Annotated in this window: 14 protein-coding genes; 9 read left to right on the top strand and 5 right to left on the bottom strand. The window is 39.1% G+C overall.

Annotated features, from left to right (window positions below):
• The coding region (locus ACTB00_RS14765; protein ID WP_463300688.1) for a tRNA (adenosine(37)-N6)-threonylcarbamoyltransferase complex transferase subunit TsaD at window positions 1-484 on the bottom strand (484 nt) is incomplete at its 3' end.
• Between the two features lie 297 nt (window positions 485-781).
• Between ACTB00_RS14765 and ACTB00_RS14770 the strand changes: the two genes are divergently transcribed.
• From ACTB00_RS14770 to ACTB00_RS14790, 5 genes are all read left to right on the top strand, one after another.
• Window positions 782-4,966 carry a translocation/assembly module TamB domain-containing protein gene (locus ACTB00_RS14770; protein WP_463300689.1) on the top strand — a complete coding sequence of 1,395 codons (4,185 nt, stop codon included), beginning with the start codon at window positions 782-784 and terminating at the stop codon, window positions 4,964-4,966.
• A gap of 194 nt (window positions 4,967-5,160) precedes the next feature.
• Complete coding sequence (nhaD, locus tag ACTB00_RS14775) at window positions 5,161-6,537, top strand: sodium:proton antiporter NhaD (protein WP_463300690.1); 1,377 nt, start codon at window positions 5,161-5,163, stop codon at window positions 6,535-6,537.
• A 90-nt stretch (window positions 6,538-6,627) separates the two neighbouring features.
• Window positions 6,628-7,335, top strand: coding sequence for a MotA/TolQ/ExbB proton channel family protein (locus ACTB00_RS14780; protein WP_463300691.1), 708 nt, complete (start codon window positions 6,628-6,630; stop codon window positions 7,333-7,335).
• A 5-nt stretch (window positions 7,336-7,340) separates the two neighbouring features.
• Window positions 7,341-7,751, top strand: a complete 411-nt coding sequence (locus ACTB00_RS14785) for an ExbD/TolR family protein (protein WP_463300692.1) — start codon at window positions 7,341-7,343, stop codon at window positions 7,749-7,751.
• Window positions 7,751-8,752 (top strand): hypothetical protein, encoded by a 1,002-nt coding sequence (locus tag ACTB00_RS14790; RefSeq protein WP_463300693.1) that lies wholly within the window; start codon window positions 7,751-7,753, stop codon window positions 8,750-8,752. The genes ACTB00_RS14785 and ACTB00_RS14790 overlap by 1 nt, the downstream gene beginning before the upstream one ends.
• Window positions 8,753-8,818: 66 nt before the next feature.
• Here ACTB00_RS14790 and ACTB00_RS14795 read toward each other — a convergent pair whose 3' ends face one another.
• From ACTB00_RS14795 to ACTB00_RS14810, 4 genes are all read right to left on the bottom strand, one after another.
• Complete coding sequence (locus ACTB00_RS14795; protein WP_463300694.1) at window positions 8,819-10,831, bottom strand: DUF4954 family protein; 2,013 nt, start codon at window positions 10,829-10,831, stop codon at window positions 8,819-8,821.
• Window positions 10,832-10,841: 10 nt separating this feature from the next.
• Window positions 10,842-11,546, bottom strand: a complete 705-nt coding sequence (locus ACTB00_RS14800; RefSeq protein WP_463300695.1) for a class I SAM-dependent methyltransferase — start codon at window positions 11,544-11,546, stop codon at window positions 10,842-10,844.
• 31 nt (window positions 11,547-11,577) lie between these two features.
• Window positions 11,578-11,847: a hypothetical protein gene (locus ACTB00_RS14805; protein WP_463300696.1), complete on the bottom strand. Its 270-nt coding sequence runs from the start codon at window positions 11,845-11,847 to the stop codon at window positions 11,578-11,580.
• Window positions 11,848-12,012: 165 nt separating this feature from the next.
• Entirely contained in the window at window positions 12,013-13,698 is a 1,686-nt protein-coding gene (locus ACTB00_RS14810; RefSeq protein WP_463300697.1) for an OmpP1/FadL family transporter, read from the bottom strand.
• Window positions 13,699-15,101: 1,403 nt separating this feature from the next.
• Between ACTB00_RS14810 and proS the strand changes: the two genes are divergently transcribed.
• The 4 genes from proS to tilS all read left to right on the top strand — a co-directional run bounded on the left by proS (window position 15,102) and on the right by tilS (window position 19,889).
• Complete coding sequence (proS, locus tag ACTB00_RS14815) at window positions 15,102-16,577, top strand: proline--tRNA ligase (RefSeq protein WP_463300698.1); 1,476 nt, start codon at window positions 15,102-15,104, stop codon at window positions 16,575-16,577.
• A gap of 77 nt (window positions 16,578-16,654) precedes the next feature.
• Window positions 16,655-17,341, top strand: a complete 687-nt coding sequence (locus ACTB00_RS14820) for a hypothetical protein (RefSeq protein WP_463300699.1) — start codon at window positions 16,655-16,657, stop codon at window positions 17,339-17,341.
• A gap of 3 nt (window positions 17,342-17,344) precedes the next feature.
• On the top strand, window positions 17,345-18,580 hold the full coding sequence (pepT, locus tag ACTB00_RS14825; protein ID WP_463300700.1) for a peptidase T: 1,236 nt from the start codon (window positions 17,345-17,347) through the stop codon (window positions 18,578-18,580).
• Window positions 18,564-19,889: a tRNA lysidine(34) synthetase TilS gene (gene tilS, locus ACTB00_RS14830; RefSeq protein ID WP_463300701.1), complete on the top strand. Its 1,326-nt coding sequence runs from the start codon at window positions 18,564-18,566 to the stop codon at window positions 19,887-19,889. The genes pepT and tilS overlap by 17 nt, the downstream gene beginning before the upstream one ends.
• Window positions 19,890-19,926: the final 37 nt, after the last annotated feature.

Raw genomic sequence — 19,926 nt, forward strand, 5'->3', positions numbered from 1 at the left:
CTTCCATTTTTAAATGGTCTTTCACCAAAATAATTTGCGAGTTTCCGCCAGACACCAACAAGCAAAGATGTGGAAATCTTGGCTCACGAAATTCAACTCCTTCTTCCTGAATATAGTGAGCCAATACATGCCCTTGCAGATGGTTAATTTCAATTAACGGAATGCCGCATGCCAACGAAAAACCTTTGGCAAAGGAAGTTCCAACAAGCAGTGAACCAAGTAGTCCCGGGCCACGAGTGAATGCAACTGCAGAAATTTCATCCCGGTTGATGTTAGCTTGCTTTAATGCCTGATCGACAACAGGAACAATATTTTGCTGGTGTGCACGCGAAGCCAATTCGGGTACAACACCACCGTAAGCTTCGTGAACTTTTTGACTGGCTATAATATTAGACAATAAAACACCGTTTTTAATGACAGCGGCAGATGTGTCATCGCATGATGACTCGATTCCTAAAATGATGATATCTTTTTTGTTATTCATGAATCAACTTTCAAGGTAGATTTCAATTATTTTATCTGTTGAACCTAACGATTTACAAGGAATTTAGTTTATTTTGTTTCTGAAACTTAAAGGCTCAAAATTATTAAAAAATCTTTCAAAATAGCACTCTGGCTTTTCGGGATCATAGCGATCCTGTTTTTTGCTGCTTATCTGGCTTTTCAAACCAGTACGGTCCAGACTTTTTTGGTTAAGCAAATTGCAAGTCGGCTTTCAGAAAAACTGAACACGCACATTACATTGAAGAGTATTGATATTCGTTTTTTTAATAAAGTGATATTGAATGAATTTTTAATAGAAGATCAGCAGGAAGATACTCTTTTTTACGTGGATAAAATGGTTGCTTCAATCGATCAGTTCACGTATAAAAAGCGGCTTATTAATCTGTCTTCGCTTGAAATGATAAAAACCAGGTTGTTTGTTTCAATCACTGAAGATCAGGTTCCAAATTACAAATTTGTACTCGACGCTTTGCGATCGGATAAGCCAACAACCAATAGCTGGAGTTTTGAATGTCAGAATTTTTTGTTCAGCGATACTCGCCTTGGGTACTCGTATTCCAATATGGAATTGTCGAATGCAATAGACCTGCATAATGTGCAGCTTGATGTAACTGATTTTGTGCTGAACCAAGATTCGTTGGCTTTCCAAATCAACAAGCTTTCGCTGGACGATAACAAGTCTTTTTTACTGAGTTCCTTAAGTACTCGGGTTGTTTCGTCAAATCATGTGATTAAACTGAATGACCTAAAAGTGTTAACTCCTCATTCGGTAATTGTTGACGCAGATATTTCATTGGATCAATCAGAGATGCATGAAGAGAAAGATTTTTCGTTCTTAAAACTCGATGTTGACCTGAAAAAATCGGTCTTGGATTTTGTAGATGTCGGACAGTTTGTTCCAGCCTTACGCGGAATGGATTTACGAATAAATTTATCAGGTCATGTTTATGGTACGATAGCTGACTTGAAAGCCAAAGACTTGGAAATGAAGATCGGACAAAATACAAATCTGGTTTGCGATTTCTACACCAATGGCTTACCCAACCTTGATCAAACCTATATTCTGCTCGATTTGAAAAAGTCAACAGCGGATTTTAACGACTTGAGTGAAATCCGATTACCGTATTCTGCGAAGGCTGATTATCTGACCTTTTCACCATTGCTTCATGATGCTGGAATTGTGCATTATGAAGGGAATTTTACAGGCTTCTTAAGTGATTTTGTGGCCTATGGGACGGTGCGTTCCAATTTTGGCCAAATAAAAATGGACTTGTCATTTTTACCTTCTGAAAGTGATTTACTGAAAGTTAACGGGCATTTAAAGACCGTTAATTTTAAATTAGGAAAATTTACACAATCAAAGCATTTTGGAGAATTAACCTTTAACGGACAGGTAGATGGTTCGTACGATAAAGCAAATCGGGCATTTGATGTTGCATTGGATGGAGTTGTTGATAGCCTGATATTTAATGCCTACAAATTTAAAAACCTGAGTTTGGATGGAACGATTCAAGATGAAAAATTCGAAGGCGATTTTACAATCAAAGATCCGAATTTGGATGCCAATTTTGCCGGAAAGCTTGATTTTAATGCGCCAATTCCGGCTTTCGATTTTGAAATGGTATTGGATCAGGCAAATCTTAAAGCATTGAATCTTGACACGAAGCATGAAAAGTCGATCTTATCAATGGCTTTGAGTGCTAATTTTAAAGGGAACAATATCGACAATCTGGATGGTAATATTTGGGTAGATGAAGGACGATACCTCAATGAAAATGATACAATAAAGCTAAGTAGTTTAAGTGTTCGCACGTTTTATGAGGGACACCCACATTTACAGATTCGGTCAGACTTTGCTGATGTGGATATTGCCGGAAATTATTCTTTTCTTACGATTTCTAAAAGCTTCAAAAATTTGCTAGCTCAGTATTTACCTTCGGCAGGGCTAAAAGTTGATGAAGATTTGCATGCCAATCAATTCGATTTTGATGTGACGATAAAGAACACTGAGCCGCTAACCAAAACATTCATGCCGAACCTTTTTATAGGCCCTTCGGAGATTAGCGGACGTTTTGATGACCTTGAAATGTCTCTGGATTTTGTGGCTGATATTCCGCGCATTGAATACCGTGACTTTATTTTGAATAACTATACGTTATCTGTTCATTCAGGGGAAAAGCTAGAACTGAAAAATCGCTTGGAGGAATTACAGCTCAATGAAAATAAACGTCTTTATAATTTGGCTATTCTGGCCGATGCTTCGGACGACCGCTTAAATTCTAAATTGGTATGGAATAACTTTCACCTAAAAACATATAGCGGAGAGTTGGAAACGCAGGTTGACTTCACAAAAACCGACTACAATAAAACACATGTTGAAATTGAAGTAAACCCGTCGAAAATATACATTGCTGATACACTTTGGCAAATTCATCCGTCTATGATTACGATAGATTCAAGTCGAATAGCTGTCGATGGTTTCGAAATCTCAAATCAATCGCAACGGCTCTCTGTTAATGGTTCAATTTCGGAAGATAAGGATGCCCGGCTAAATGTGAAGCTTAACAATTTGAATTTAAACAATATCAATTTGCTTACAACTAAGGATGCTGAGCTAAAAGGAACAATCAATGGGTCGGCAAGTGTATTTGATATCTACGAGCGAGCGTTGTTTCTGTCGGATTTAACGATAAGCGATCTTAGCTATCGGCAACATGATATTGGCAACGTGAGTATGGTGAGTAAGTGGGATCGGGATTCAGAAGAGGTAAACGCGGAGTTGACAATTGACACTAAAAGCCATCAGTCTCTATTTGCATCTGGCGCTTACACTCCAAGTACCGATTCGCTTGACTTTACAGTAAGTTTGAATGACTTATCTCTGGCGATTCTTCAGCCAGTGCTTCGAAACACATTTCAAAATATTCAGGGACGAGGCACGGGGGATGTTTGGATACACGGGACACCAGAAAAGATATTGATGGATGGCGATGTGCTCGGACTGGATGCAGGGCTGTCAATAAATGCTATTCAGGTTTATTACTATTTCAGTGACACGGTTAAATTTCGTTCTGATTCAATTATTTTTGATCGGATAAAAATAGCAGATTATCAGGGGAACACTGGACTGTTTGATGGTTTTATACGACATGATAATTTCAAGAATATGGATTATGATTTGTCGCTTAGCTCACCAAGAATTTTAGCCATGAATACGACGGTGAAAGATAATGAGCGATTTTACGGGAAAGTGTTTGGGAATGGTGATTTTGAAATTACCGGTCATGGAAGGGATGTCTTATTATCGGCTAATGCAGCTACTTTAAGTGGAACCGATATAAATATATCACTGGACTACAATCAGGAAGCCCAGGAGTATGACTTCATTAGGTTTGTTAATAAAAGCAATATTGAAAGCGAGAAAGTCGAACGTCGGGTAAAGCAGGATAAGTCGAATTTGAATATGAAATTTGATATCGATATCACGCCTGAGGCTCAGGTTCAACTGATTTATAATTCGCAAATTGGTGATGTTATCCGCTCCAGAGGAAGTGGTGATTTGCAGGTTCGTATTGACCCTGACTTTAATATGGTCATGTTTGGCGAATACCGTGTGGAACAAGGAGACTATCTGTTTACACTGCAAAATGTGATCAATAAGAGATTCGAAATAGCTCGTGGTGGCACCATTCTCTGGAATGGTGATCCATACAATGCGACAATCGATTTAAATGCTATTTATCGATTAAAAGCATCGTTGACTGAATTGTTTCCAAACTCGGTTGAGAATATTGATTACTCTCAGCGAATTCCTGTTTCCTGTGAAATTTATTTAACCGAAAACCTAACTGATCCGAAAATTGCGTTTGATATTAAATTCCCCACTGCCGAAGACCGTATAAAGGATCAGGTTCAACAGTTTTTTAGTACCGAAGAGGAGATGAATAAGCAGATATTATCGTTGTTGGTTTTGGGACGTTTTTATACTCCCGATTATCTGCGGGGTTCATATCAAGCGTCAAACACCAATGTGGTTGGTAGTACAGCTAGCGAGCTGTTTTCGAACCAGTTGAGTAATTGGCTTTCACAAATAAGCAATGATTGGGACATTGGTGTTAATTATCGCCCGGGAAATCAGATTACGAATGATGAAATTGAATTGGCTTTAAGTACCCAAATGTTTAACGATCGGGTTACGATTAATGGGAATATTGGAAACAATACATCTACTATGAACCGATCCAACAACAACAATATCGTTGGTGATTTTGATTTGAACGTAAAGCTGACCAATAATGGGAAACTGCAACTCAAAGCATACAACCGATCAAATGACAATCTGATTTACGAAACGTCACCTTATACCCAGGGAATAGGTCTTTCGTATCGTGAAAACTACAATAGCTGGAACGAGCTTTGGCAAAAGTTTAAACGCCTGTGGGGAAAAAAAGGAGAGGATTAACGAGTAATCCTGCTATCGTTTTTCAAATAACCGGATACTTCAGTAGACAAAAAATAATTAAAAGCAATTTTCTTTCGACATCACTCTGTTAAATTTATTATACACAATTGCTTTTTTTCAAAAAATTAAGCTGTATTCTCAGTGGACCTTTACCTTTGCGCGAAATTTTTTACTAATTTCTAAAAACTATTTCCATGTTTATTTTAATGGTTGTTGTTTTTGTGCTTGGTTACATTGCCATTGCATTAGAACATCCGCTCAAAGTCGACAAAGCAGCTTCAGCATTAATTATAGGGACGCTTTGTTGGGTTATTTATGCTATTGGTGCCGAAGATATCTTAGCTATGGGGTTCAGCCCGTCATGGGCAAATTTTGCACATGGTCACATTGGCTTGCTGGAAGCGTCTATACACGAGTTTATTGTTGATTCTGAAATCGTTCACCATTTGGGCGAAATTAGTGAAATCCTATTCTTTCTCCTTGGTGCAATGACCATCGTTGAAGTAGTTGATCAACATGAAGGATTTAAAGTGGTAACTGATAAAATCAAGACGACCAATAAAATAAAATTGTTGTGGATTTTGAGTTTCCTAACTTTTTTTATGTCTGCACTGCTTGATAACCTGACGACAACAATTGTGTTGGTCGCCTTGCTTCGGAAGCTGATTGATGATAAAGAAACACGTTGGTTTTTTGCGAGTATGGTTGTGTTGGCTGCTAATGCCGGTGGAGCCTGGTCTCCAATTGGAGACGTAACCACAATTATGCTTTGGATTGGAGGCCAAGTTACAGCCGCACGAATTATTGAAGGTGTTCTTCTTCCAAGTTTAGTCTGTATGGTTGTCCCTCTTGGGATATTGTCACTTACAATGAAAGGCAACGTAGAACGACCAGTTGTAGAGAATGAAGAAATTGATTTAACGACCGAGTTCGAACGAGTTTTCATGCTCATCCTTGGCGTTTTCGGGCTGCTTTTTGTTCCCGTGTTTAAAACAATAACGCATTTACCACCATACATGGGCATGTTATTGTCGCTGGGGGTATTGTGGGTCATTTCCGAAATTATGCATAAAGACAAATCCGAAGAAATAAAACATCGGTTGAAAGTTACAGCTGTGCTTCGCAAAGTAGACGTACCTACAGTTCTTTTCTTTCTGGGTATTCTTTCGGCTGTTGCTTCACTTCAGTCGGCGGGCCACCTGCATCTCCTTTCTCAGTATCTGGACGAGAAACTAGGTAATATTTATTTGATTGATTTAGCAGTTGGGGTACTTTCATCGGTAGTTGATAATGTGCCACTTGTCGCTGGTGCAATGGGTATGTATCCTACTGCAGATCCTGCTGCAACCGGCTATTTAGCTAGTTTTGTTCAGGATGGTGCTTTCTGGGAATTTCTGGCCTATACGGCCGGCACAGGCGGTAGTATCTTAATTATTGGGTCGGCTGCCGGAGTTGCTGCCATGGGTTTAGAGAAAATCGATTTTATCTGGTATATGAAAAAGATTTCCTTGCTCGCAATTGTTGGGTATTTGTCAGGTGCGGCAGTCTATTATATGATGTTCGGATTATAAGTAGATACTTTGTAAATAATCATTATTTTTGCGCGGTATAATAATTAGTATTATACCGCGTTTTTTATATGTTCTTCTAAATGAAAACTTATGTTTGGATATATTTTTTTACAAGTTTCTAATGCAGCCGGCGAAGGTGCCGAAGCTCTTGCAGAATCAGCTCAACAAGATGGGATTGTAACTCGATTCTTTGATATTGCAATTAAAGGTGGGTGGATCATGATTCCAATTATAGCCCTTTCGTTAGTTGCTGTATTTATCTTTTTTGACCGGTATTTTGCCATAAAAAAAGCTGGTAAAGTTGATAAAACCTTGCTCGACAGAGTGAAAGCATACATTACCGAAGGGAAAGTTGATGCTGCGTTGGCGCTTACTCGCTCGCAGGAAACACCAACTGCACGCATGATTGAAAAAGGAATTAGCCGAATTGGACGACCAATGTCCGATGTTAATTCCGCCATTGAAACGATCGGGAACCTTGAGATATCGAAATTGGAAAAAGGCTTGCCGGTATTAGCCAGTGTTGCCGGAGGTGCTCCAATGATTGGTTTTCTGGGAACTGTAATTGGGATGATTCAGGCGTTTTACGATATGGCTAATGCAGGGAACAACATTGATGTAACCTTGCTTTCTTCAGGTATTTATCAAGCGATGGTGACAACTGTTGCTGGTTTGACGGTTGGTATTATCGCTTACTTTGCGTACAATATTTTGGTTGCCAATGTCGAAAAAGTAATCTTTAAAATGGAAGCAGCAACATCTGAATTTCTTGATTTATTGAATGAACCAGCTAAATAAACGCAATGGCATTAAAACGTAGAAATAAAGTCAATGCAAGTTTCAGCATGTCTTCAATGACTGATATTGTATTTTTGTTGCTGATCTTTTTTATGGTGACATCCACTTTGATTGCACCCAACGCACTAAAATTGCTCTTACCTCAGAGCAATAATCAAACAGCAGCTAAACCGATGACGACTGTTTCGATTACTGCTGACCTGAAGTACTATGTCAATACAGGAGAAAATGTAGATCGTGTTGCATTTCATGAAATTGAACCTGCGTTGCAAAAAGCTATTGGCGACAACCCTGACGCTTATGTATCCTTACACGCTGACAAGTCAGTTCCAATTGAGCAGGTTGTAAAGGTGATGAATATTGCTAAGCGCAATAAGTATAAAATGATTTTGGCTACCGCACCGGAAGGACGTTAATGAGTTATTTTTCGAAACATAAAAGAGGTTTTATAGGGACAATTGTTGTTCACGCCATTGTTCTAATCTTGTTACTTCTGTTTGGCTTTTTCACACCACTACCATTGCCAGGAGAAGAAGGAATATTGGTGAATTTTGGAAATTCGGAGCAGGGAAGTGGAATCAAAGAACCGGCACCTAGTCGTAAATCATCTACACCTGTCGTTCAGCAAGAAAAAAAGAAAGTAACACCACCAACTCCTTCATCACAGCCACAACCCAAAGTTTCACAACCTGAGGCTAAAGAGGAAGTAATGACTCAGGACTACGAAGAAACTGTAGCTATTGAATCTGCTAAAAAGAAAAAAGAAGAGGAGCTTAAGCGTCAGCAAGAGCAAGCAGAAAAACGCAAACAAGAAGAACTTCGTAAGCAGCGGGAAAAAGAACTTGAGATACAACGTCAGGTAGAAATAGAACGCCAGCGTCAGGAGAAATTGGAGCAGCAACGATTGGCTGAAGAAGCCGAAAAAAGGCGAAAAGCTGAAGAAGAACGCAAGCGGAAAGAAGCTGAGCAGCAAAAAATTAGTGAAATTAACAACCGGGCTTCCAGTGCTTTTGGTTCTGGTGGAGCAGGATCAGATGATTCGAAAAGCACCGGGCAAGGAGTTTCATTTCCGGGGGGCAATCAAGGATCTCCAAACGGATCAGCTAATTCGGACAATTATGGAGAAGGTGGCGGACAAGGAGATGGCATTTCCTATAGTCTTGCCGGACGTTCGGCACAATCTCTTCCCAAGCCTTATTATCCGGGTAATGAAGAAGGAGTTGTTGTGGTACAGGTTACGGTTGATAAATATGGCAAAGTGACTAGTGCCGAGCCTGGCGTACGCGGTTCGACAACCTATAACTCACAACTGCTTAACGCAGCGAAGCAAGCAGCTTTAAAAGCTCGCTTTAACGTTGACGACAAAGCCCCGGCTTTTCAGCAGGGTACCATTACTTACCGATTCGTATTAGACTAAAAAACAGAGAGGATTTAACTTTATTAAATCCTCTCTGTTTTTTTATATTCTTTGTCGGGAAACGGGTTAAACAATTTTCGGTGAGTTCTGAAGTTTGTTTAAGTTATTGACAACCTTGTTTCCCAGGTTTGTTTTCCGCTCAATGTGATTTAAGATTTCTTTTACAAAGTCATTACTCTCAAATTTTCCTCTTACATTTTCAAAGTCAAGCTGTTTGACTTTTTGGTCTCCATCAATTCCAAAGCCAGTCATCGATTCGAGCCTAAACTCTTTCTTCGCATCAGAGTATAGCATCTTGTCAATTTCAACAACACTTCGAATCCATTCTTTAATGATATCGATAATATCGCTGACCTCCATTTTTTCAATCGGTTTCCCATAATACGATGCAATAAAATCAACTGTCCAGTTCCACTCCATATTATAGTAATTATAATGCAACGAGTAGAATACTTCTTCTATTTCTTCCAGTTGGTTGATCGATTTGTTTTCAACCTGATCAAGCATTTCTTTTATCACATTTTTGGGTGCGATAAGTCCTGCTAAGTCAATCCAGTCACCTTGCCCTGCTGATGAATCGGCTTTAAGGCAAGCTTTCATAGCTTCGGGAGTCTCAATGGTGCAGGTATTTAAACGAGTGATAATAGAGTTTCCCACGAATTTCATGATCGCCATATGGTAGAGTTCAAGTCCCCTTTTTAAAGCTCTATGCGTAATCTTAGTATTATTGTATGAAAAAACTTCAGAGGTTTCGCCTGAAATCCGTTGTATTTCCTTTAGCTTTTGAATACCCTGTGCCATTTTTTTTATGGTGAAAGGGCTCAATAAGTTAAAGTTAACGCAGTCCATTTTTTTAGGGTCTGTCCGTGTATCGCGTCGGGGCCATTTCATCGCATCGCGTATCGTTCCCACACTTTTGAGGTTCATTCCCGGCGACAACCAGCTATCGTCTTTGTTTTCAATTAAATAAGAAAAAGGCATTTCAGAGGTGTCGCTATTTTTGTAGTGACGCCCCATAACCATTGTAAAAGGTCCGATTTTGGCCGGCCACAAAATGTAGGAATCGCTGGTTGTTTTAGAACCACGCTCAACAACTCCATGATGGATAGGTCCTAATTTATACATGTGGTTACTTTGGTTTGATCCACTTCCCGCATTACAAAACGAAAACATACCGGCAATAAGTAAGGTTGATTTGTGGTGAGTGACCGTGTACGGGCCGGCAAACAATGAACAAGCCTCGCCGTGAAAACCCTGACAGTTCGCAAAAAACAACGAGTTTTCAGCCGAATATTGGGAGCCCAGTTTGCATCCCTGGCCTATAAAGCAGTTCGATACAATGGCGCCATCAATAACTTCGGAGCCGGATGAAATGATGAAATTTTTTAGAATGACATCGTGACCAATTTTTACCGGTGCAGCTTCGTTGCTATTTATAGAACCGTTAATGATTTTACTGGCGCCTACAATCTGCGTGTAAGCACCAATTTTTACGTTTCTAACTTCTTTGCAATTTGAAATTCGGGCGTATTGTCCAATAACACCAAAATCAGATTTTATGCTTTCTGTATAGTTATCAATCAGTTTTTCGATCTTTTCAATCGACGGTTGCCGGTGTTTATAAAAAGCTACGATGTATGCTAAGTGAGCCGAAAGATTGTCGTAAATGGGTACGTGTCGCCCGCCCGTTTCATCCAACACCGCAACCTGAATGCCATTGCCAAAAGTTGATTCACCTTCTGTTGCAATAAGATCAGTATTGTCGATAACAACATGATCTTCGATAATATAATTGGCAACGTAGTTTTTGACATGGCTGATAAAAACATTATCGCCTAAGGTACAGTTGTGGATATGGGTGTTATAAAGCCCGCATGCTTTTTCTATGTTCCCATAAAATGTAATGGCCTGATTGAATTGTCCTATACGCACTTTCCCTGAAAAGCGGCAATGTTCAACTCTTTGGGGATCAAAACCATCTTTTACCTCAATGTTTGACCAATTGTCGGCTTTGGAATTATTTTTCTCAAGTTGTAGTATTTCGGATTCTGTAAGTTTTCGGTAGCTGTTTTCTGGCATAACGTGTTGTTTAATAGGTGATTTTTGCGAGATAGTCAAAATGATCTCCCTTGAAAATATGAGAAACTTTTAGCTGACTCTTTTTGACATACTCTTTCAGTAAGTCCTGATCAATATAAAGCCAGGGAAAAGTTGGACTTTTCTGATTTTTATACTCTGTTTGAAACGTCAGTTCTCCATAATATTTATCTGCTGCAATATCAATAACGGCTGAACCGTCTTCTTCAGTATATAAAAAAATAAGATCGGATGAATCGATCAATATTTGCCCATTTGGATTGAGTAAACTGCGTAGTTTTTTGAAAAAAAGATTTAAATTGTTAAGCGTTCCGGCAATTCCGGTTCCATTCATTAAAAGAAGAATTGTATCAAACTTTTCATTTTCAAGATAAAACAGGTTTGTATTGCTGACATTTGTTATTCCTCGGTCGTTCATCACCTGACAACACATTTGCGACTGCTCCAAAGCAGTTACATCAAGTCCTTTGTTTTGCAAATAATAAGAATGACAACCAGCGCAAGCACCAACATCTAACACCCGACCAAATGCTAAATCAAGCGCTTTTTGCTCTAGCTTGGGCATTTGCTTATAACTTCTAAAAAAATAGGAGGGGAGTACTTCATCAGTGTCAAATCCATCAGAATGAATCAAAATTGGGGAATTGTCACGATGATAATGATAATTAAAAACACCTTGAGAAATAGGATCTTGCATGTGAGAAATCATAAGAAATTTAAGCTGTTAATTAATAAGATAATTCAGCTTCAAATTTAAAACAAGTTTCTTGTTTTTGAGAATAAATATAGAAACCTTCGGATTCGCCTTCTCCAATAATGAAAATTTTTAAATCGGGGTAGTTACTTGAGATTGTTTTTATCTCATACAAATTGATATTTTCTTTCTGCAACCACTGCGAAGTCGTGAAATCGCCCAATCGCATACGCTTACCCGAATGGTCTGCTTGTTTGAATAGATTGAGAGACTCTTGATAGTTTATTTCCTTAAATTTCACCATCTTTTTTCTTTTGATTGCTTACTTCAATTTACGACATTTTAATCTTCTATACCTAATCTGACAACATGTTTTTATAAACAATTATTGGTTGATATTGATAAGTAGACTAGTCGCTTTATAAAAAAACGCCGGAATTACCGGCGTTTGAATTACTTATGATTTTTGTTAAAACCTAAATCCGAAAGTCATGATTAATTTTTGATTGGTGAAATCTAAAGGAAGATTTGAATAATTAGGTTGTACATCATTAACCACAGTGCTAGCTGTAGAGTACTTGTAAGCGGTGTCAAAATAGAAGCTCTTATTGGAATACCCGACTCCTGCAGAAATTGAACTCAACTCATTTTTTAAAGATCCTCCATTTAATGTAGCATCGCTTTTAAATGGATTGCCATATAGTTCATACCCCGCTTGTAGGCTTAATGCTTTTGAAACACGAACCTCTCCACCCAATCTGTAATTGAAAACTTGATTATAAGAGTTGTCAATGTCTGTATTAACATCTGTCATCGGATCATTATTGCTACCATCCCTGTATCTCATAGCACTATAATCAACATATTCAGCATCAAAACTAAGCATCGCAGCTTTACTTATGACAAATGCTCCACTAAAGATGGCTTTTAATGGGGTGTAGAAATTATAGCTGAATAGATTTGTGCCTGAAGAATAATAATTTTCACTTAGATTTGATTCCATAGACAAATTAGATTCTTCATCCAGAACATAGTATGTGGGGGTGTGAAATGCTAATCCTAAACGGATAGATGAAATCGGTTTATATATTGCTCCAAGCTTAAAGACGTAACCTGTTCCTGACAATTCGTAGTCATCAATATATGAAAATGAGTCTAGATCATCTGTAAACTCTTCGGAGTAAAAGGATGTCCGGTTATAATAGAGATCGTGAATGCCTATAGTTGCACCTAGATAAACTTTATGGTTGAAATTAAGCCCACCAGAGATTAGATACTCATTTATTCCACCATTGCTTTCCCATGATTTGTGCTGGTTCACTCTTTCTCCTTCATATAGAATACTTACATATTCTCCGTCTATTTCATTTTCATTCCCATCAGTAGAGGGATCAATCAGATAGGTGTCCCATGCAAGTTTCGAATTCCAATCCCTATACTCAACCTGATTAAATGATTGATTTAAGTATGCATTTGATAAGGATTCGTTTGTAGAATAAGTTGCAATACCATCCAGAAACGAAGAACTTGATTCTCCATAGGATCCCATTGACACTTGATTAAAATCAGCTAACCGATTAAAGCCAACACCAAAGTTAAAACGGACTATGCTAGACGTATTTGCCAGTGAAGATGAACTTACATATCCTAGTTGGCTAAAATTAAATTTAAAGTTATTATCAGAAAAATTACTTTCATCAATCTTCAACTCCGATTTATTGAAGTTAAAAGCTGGTGTAAAAGTAAACTCGTTAGTCTGATAAACAGCAATTCCTGCAGGATTTATTGAAAGTGATGTAAAATCACCTCCAATTGCTCCAATTGCATTGCCCATTGCCATTGAGTGGGCCGTTCCTTGAATTTGATGATTTGATAGGCGCAGGGCTTCTGAAAAATTTTGTCCCATAGCCATTGTGCTCATTAAAAGCATCGCAATAAATATATATCGTGTTTTTTTCATGACTGAATCAAATTTGATAAACAATGATGACTGAATTAGATTTTTTTTAACGTCTTCCTCCACTGCTAGATCTTGAACTGGATCCAGAGCTTGAAGATCGGCTGCTACCACTACTTCCGCTGCTGCTACTTCTTGAAGGGCTACTATAGCTGCTTCTGGATGAAGAGCTTCCGCTTGAACGGTAACTGCTTCCACTATTACTACTTCTTGAAGGTGCTGAGCGATAAGTAGAGTTGCTACTTTTGCTGGAGCTTGATCCTCTGTTGTAAGTTGAACTCGACCGATAAGTTTTCTTGTAGCTGCTTGAACTGCTAGGAGTGCTAGTACTCCTCCTTGAACTACTACTTGTACTTGGTTTACTGTAGGTCGATGTTCTTGGTTTAATATAGTTGCTGCTATTGTAACTTGATCGGGTCACAGTTCTTGGTTTACTGTAACTGGGAGTATATTCTCGACTTTGAGAAGAATTGACTCGAGGTTGATAAGTACGTTGGCTGCTTGAACTACTTCTTACTGAATTTGTAGTTGAACTACCGGTTGATGTACTTCTTCGACCTGAATTGCTGACTTGACCTGAAGAAATTGTTCTTCTTTTCTCTAAGATGGTGGCACTCTTGGTCGTATTTAATCCGTCAGAGGTTGTTCTTCGTCCATTACTAATCGATGAAGAGCTTGATCTTCTTGATGCATTACGATCTTGAAGCGATGTGCTTTTAATATTTGTATTTGTCGTTGTCCTGGAAACCGATCGAGACACACCTCCACTATTGTAACTGTAATTAGGTGTATTTCTTCTTCCAACTCTTACGTCATCTCTATAATTATTGTGTCCATGTCCCCAATAATTATTATATCCGCCATAATAAGAAGGATATCCCCAACTGTAATAAGGGCTGTGCCAGTTGTATCCAATTGAGTAATATGGACTGTACCAACTTGATCCCCATGGATTATAATATCCACCATAGTAACCTCCGTAGTATCCACCTCCATAATACCCACTTCCGTAGTATCCTCCATAGTAGTATGGATCGTAATAAAACGGATCATACATCCAGCTGTGGCTGTAAAACGAACCATAGAAAAATGGACGGTGGAAACGATTAATCCGATAAGCGTAATCCAACTCGTCAGCGTCGTAATAATTATTAATTACATAGTCGACGTCTCCATCATTTTCATAAATTGTTGTGTCAGAATCCATCAACTCCATGTTATCCATGTCGTAAACCAATTCATCAGCGTATTGGTTATCACTTTCAAAAATGTGATTCTTCAAGGTTTTGGATCCTTCTCCACTTTCCTCCAACTCCGTAATTACCTGTTGCCTCGAGACCACTTCTGATCTATTCTGTTGTTGTGCAGGGCTTTCAATAACTGCGGGAGGCGGAACATCTCCGGGTGTAAAATAGATGTCATCGTACCTGTCGGTTACGTATGTTCCGGTAGAACATGCACCTAGCAATACGACTAATGCTGAGATGAGTGTAACTTTTGCTTTCATAACTAGACCTCCTGTATCTTTAAAAATAAATTATTTACTTTGTAGCTTTTAAAATCAATACAAAAGAAGCAAATACCATACCAAAACAAAAGATATGGCTAAAGAATTAACCCCCAGAAGTGAAAATTATTCTCAATGGTATAACGAATTGGTTGTAAAGGCTGATTTGGCGGAGAATTCCGCTGTGCGTGGATGCATGGTAATCAAACCCTATGGTTACGCCATTTGGGAAAAAATGCAGGCTGAGCTGGATCGCATGTTTAAGGAAACAGGGCATGTAAATGCTTACTTCCCGTTGTTTATACCGAAATCGTTTTTTAGTAAAGAAGCCAGTCATGTTGAAGGCTTTGCCAAAGAGTGTGCCGTAGTTACGCATTACCGATTAAAAAATGATCCGGAAGGGAATGGAATTATTGTTGATCCGGATGCAAAACTGGAAGAAGAATTAATTGTTCGTCCCACTTCGGAAACTATTATTTGGAATACCTACAAAAACTGGATTCAATCGTATCGCGATTTGCCAATTCTATGTAATCAGTGGGCTAATGTTGTGCGATGGGAGATGCGTACGCGTTTATTCTTGCGTACGGCGGAATTCCTGTGGCAAGAAGGGCATACCGCCCACGCAACGGAAGCAGAGGCATTGGAAGAGACTGAAAAAATGGTCAATGTCTACGGCGATTTTGCGGAGCAATTTATGGCCATGCCGGTAATTAAAGGAGCCAAATCGGAAAATGAGCGTTTTGCCGGAGCTTTGGAAACCTATACCATCGAAGCCTTAATGCAAGATGGAAAAGCATTGCAGTCGGGCACTTCGCATTTTTTAGGCCAGAATTTCGCAAAGGCTTTTGATGTTAAATTTGCCAATCGCGACGGAAAAGACGATTACGTTTGGGCAACCAGCTGGGGGGTTTCAACCCGTTTGATGGGGGCTTTGGTTATGGCTCACTCCGACGATAATGGTTTGGTGTTACCTCCAAAGTTAGCTCCTTTTCAGGTGGTTATTGTACCAATTTATCGCAAAGATGAACAGCTTGCTGCCATTAACGAAAAGGTTGATGAAATAATCACGAAACTAAAAGCCAAAGGCATTACTGTGAAATACGATAATGCGGATACTAAAAAACCGGGCTGGAAGTTTGCCGAGTATGAATTGAAAGGAGTCCCTGTACGTCTGGGAATTGGACCGCGTGATTTAGAGAACGGAACCGTGGAAGTTGCACGACGTGACACTCTGGAGAAAAATGTGGTTGAACTCGATAATATCGATCAGTATGTAGCCGATTTGTTAGAGAAAATCCAACAAAACATCTACCAAAAAGCTTTTGATTACAGAACAACTCATACTACTAAGGTGGATACTTATGAGGAGTTTAAAGAGGTGTTGAATGGCAAGGGTGGTTTTATTTTGGCGCATTGGGATGGAACTCCTGAAACGGAGCAGAAAATTAAAGATGAAACAAAAGCAACCATTCGTTGTATTCCTTTTGAGGGTGAAAAAGAGGAAGGAAAGTGTATTTACACAGGAAACCCATCATCGCAACGCGTATTGTTTGCCCTGGCGTATTAGATTTTTTTTTGCATAACATGATAAAAGGAAGCAGTCAGTCTTGGCTGCTTTTCTTATTTTTATGAAAAATCTAAGCGATGAAGAAAAGTGCTGGGAAAAAGTTACCATACGAATCGATTGTTACGAAGTCGAATGTCAAACAGTTGGCTTATAACAATACACTGACGTCATTCAACTTACTTAAAGAAGTTTTGAAAGAATTGGTTAATGGATATCAGTCGGCTTTGGAAGGGAGAGTTGATAAGGATATTTTGCCGGCATTTAATGAGAAAGGGCCTTTTGAAGCTGAGTTTCGTTTAGCTGGTGATTTATTGGTTTTCAGCATGCATTCCAATGTTTTTATTTTTAACCGGGAACATCCGATATGGAAAGTTGATTACGTTAAAAATCATCCGATGAATGGTTATTGTGGTGTCATTCATATTTACAACTTTTTGTCAGATTCGTTTAAATATAATCGGTTGCAGGATCTTGGTTATTTAATTGCCCGGGTTTTTATTAATCAGGAAAACCACTTCTTCGTTGAAGGGAAACGACAGTCAGGAGAGTTGGTAAAGGACTTTGGAAACGATGTAGTAACTCGTGATACGTTCAAACAAATATTAGAAACAGCAATAAAATATGCAGTTGATTTCGATCTTCTTGTTCCTCCTTACGATCAGGTGAAGATTGCTTCGGTTGAACAAATGAAGGAAGAAATCAGTCATTCAAAAATAAAGACCGGCAAACGTGTTGGTTTCAAGTTTAACTCAGATGATGTTTAAAATATGGAAAAAGTAATTGATCGATTTATCAGGTACGCCAAAGAGTATACAACTTCCGATTCTGCGAGTAAAACATTTCCAAGTACAACGCGGCAGTTGGACTTTGCAGATAAGCTCGTTGCTGAATTGGAAGGCATTGGAATGGAAGAGGTTGAAAAAGATGAATATGGATATGTAATGGCAACTTTGCCTTCGAATACTACTGAAAAATGTCCGGTTATTGGCTTCGTTGCTCATATGGATACCAGCCCTGACTTTTCAGGAGAAAATGTGAACCCTCAGATTCGTAAATATGAAGGTGGCGATATTCAATTGAATGATAAAATCGTGTTGTCGCCTGATCGGTTTCCTGATTTACTGAATTACGTTGGACAGGAAATCATCACTACTGATGGAACTACGTTGTTGGGGGCTGATGATAAAGCAGGAGTGGCAGAAATTATGACTGCTGTGGCTTATATGAATGGTCATCCAGAAATAAAACATGGGAAAGTACGAATTTGCTTCACTCCGGATGAGGAGATTGGCAAAGGAGCTGACTATTTTGACGTAGAAAAATTTGGTGCTGAATTTGCCTATACGCTCGATGGGGGAGAAATTGGTGAATTGGAGTATGAAAATTTCAATGCTGCAATGGCCTCAATAACCATTAATGGACGAAGTGTTCACCCCGGAGCAGCCAAAAATAAAATGATCAATGCCATAGAAGTGGGGAATCGATTAATGTCGATGCTGCCTACTCAGGAACGCCCGGAGTATACCGAGCAGTACGAAGGATTCTATCACTGTGTTTCCTTTCAAGGGAGTACGGAGAAATCCAGTTTGGTGTACATCATCCGCGATCATGACAAAAAGCTATTCGATCATCGTAAAAGCACAATTACACAGGCTTGCAGTTATCTGAATCAAATTTATGGAGAGGGCACAGTTGAGCTTGAAATGGTTGATCAGTATTACAACATGCGCGAAAAGGTAGAGCCCGTAAAGTACATCGTTGACTTGGCCGAGGATGCCATGACCGAAATTGGTATTGACCCCAAAATAAAAGCAATTCGTGGAGGAACCGATGGTTCTCGGTTGTCTTATATGGGATTGCCTTGTCCAAATATTTTTGCCGGAGGTCATAACTTTCATGGACCTTACGAATATGTCCCTGTTAATTCGATGGTAAAAGCGGTTGAAGTGATTATTCGTATCTGTGAGAAAGTTGTTCGTTTAGGAGATGCTCAAAAATCTTAAAAACTATATTGTTGCAGAAGAATTACTTGCTTCTGACAGTAGGTTAGTTCTTGCTGTTAGTGGCGGTTGCGATTCCATGGTTATGCTCGATTTGTTTAGGCAGATCGAGCATGACTTTGTTGTTGCCCACTGCAACTTTAACCTTCGTGGTGCAGAGTCTGACAGTGACGAAGTTTTTCTGCGTGATTACTGTGGCGAACATGGTTTGGAGTTGTATATAAAAACCTTTGAAACTCGCGAGTTTGCCTTGCAGGAAGGTATTTCAATTGAAATGGCCGCCCGCGAGTTACGTTATCGGTGGTTTTACGAGTTATTGGACTCGTTAAAATACGACTTCCTTCTGACTGCGCATCATCAGGATGATTTGGTTGAAACCATGCTCATTAATTTGAGCCGCGGGACGGGAATTAGAGGCCTGTCCGGTATTCATCCAAAGAAAGGCCGGTTAGTTCGTCCGTTGTTGTTTGCTTCGCGAAAGCAAATCCGGGAATATGCCCAGACGAATCAAGTACCTTTTCATGAGGATTCTTCAAACAAAGAACTGGTTCATCAGCGTAATCTGGTGCGGCATCAAATCATTCCATTGTTGGAACAAATTAATCCGGCTTTTAAGTCGAACGCTGCCAAAACAGCGAGTATTTTAAAACAAACAGAGCAGGTTTATCAGGCTAAAATTGATGAAGAAAAAGCAAACCTGATGTGCAGGGAGGGAATCAATCTGCATTTAAATATTGCATACTTACAACAATCCTCCTTTGCAGAGAGCCTGCTTTTTGAGGTGCTTCATCCATTTGGGTTTAATGCTGATCAGGTTTTTGAAATTAGCCAATTGTTGCAGGCGGAAGCAGGTAAAATATTTTATTCTGAAACTCATCGTTTGGTAAAAGATCGTGAGGTTTTTATTCTGACTCCCAGAGCAGAAGATCAACAGGAGCGCTTTTATATTGAAAAGGATTGTTTGTCAATAGCCGTCCCTTTTGAGGTGCAGTTTTCAAAATTGAAAAAAGATGAGCAGTTTCAGTTTTCAAGAGAAAAAAATATTGCTGACCTTGACTTTGATAAACTAGACTTTCCATTGATGCTCAAAAAATGGGAGCAGGGTGAATATTTTCAACCGCTCGGGATGACCGGTTTTAAAAAGTTAAGCGACTTTTTTATTGACGAAAAATTCTCCATTCCCCAAAAAGAAGATGCCTGGATTTTGTATAGTGGTGGCAAAGTGGTTTGGATTGTGGGTCATCGCATTGATAATCGATTTAAAATCAACAAAAATACCGATGCTGTATATCGAATTCGATTTTCTCTCTAATTCCTCTAAACCCACTAATTCTTCTGTTGCCTTTTGA

This window comes from Sunxiuqinia sp. (genome assembly GCF_055140945.1).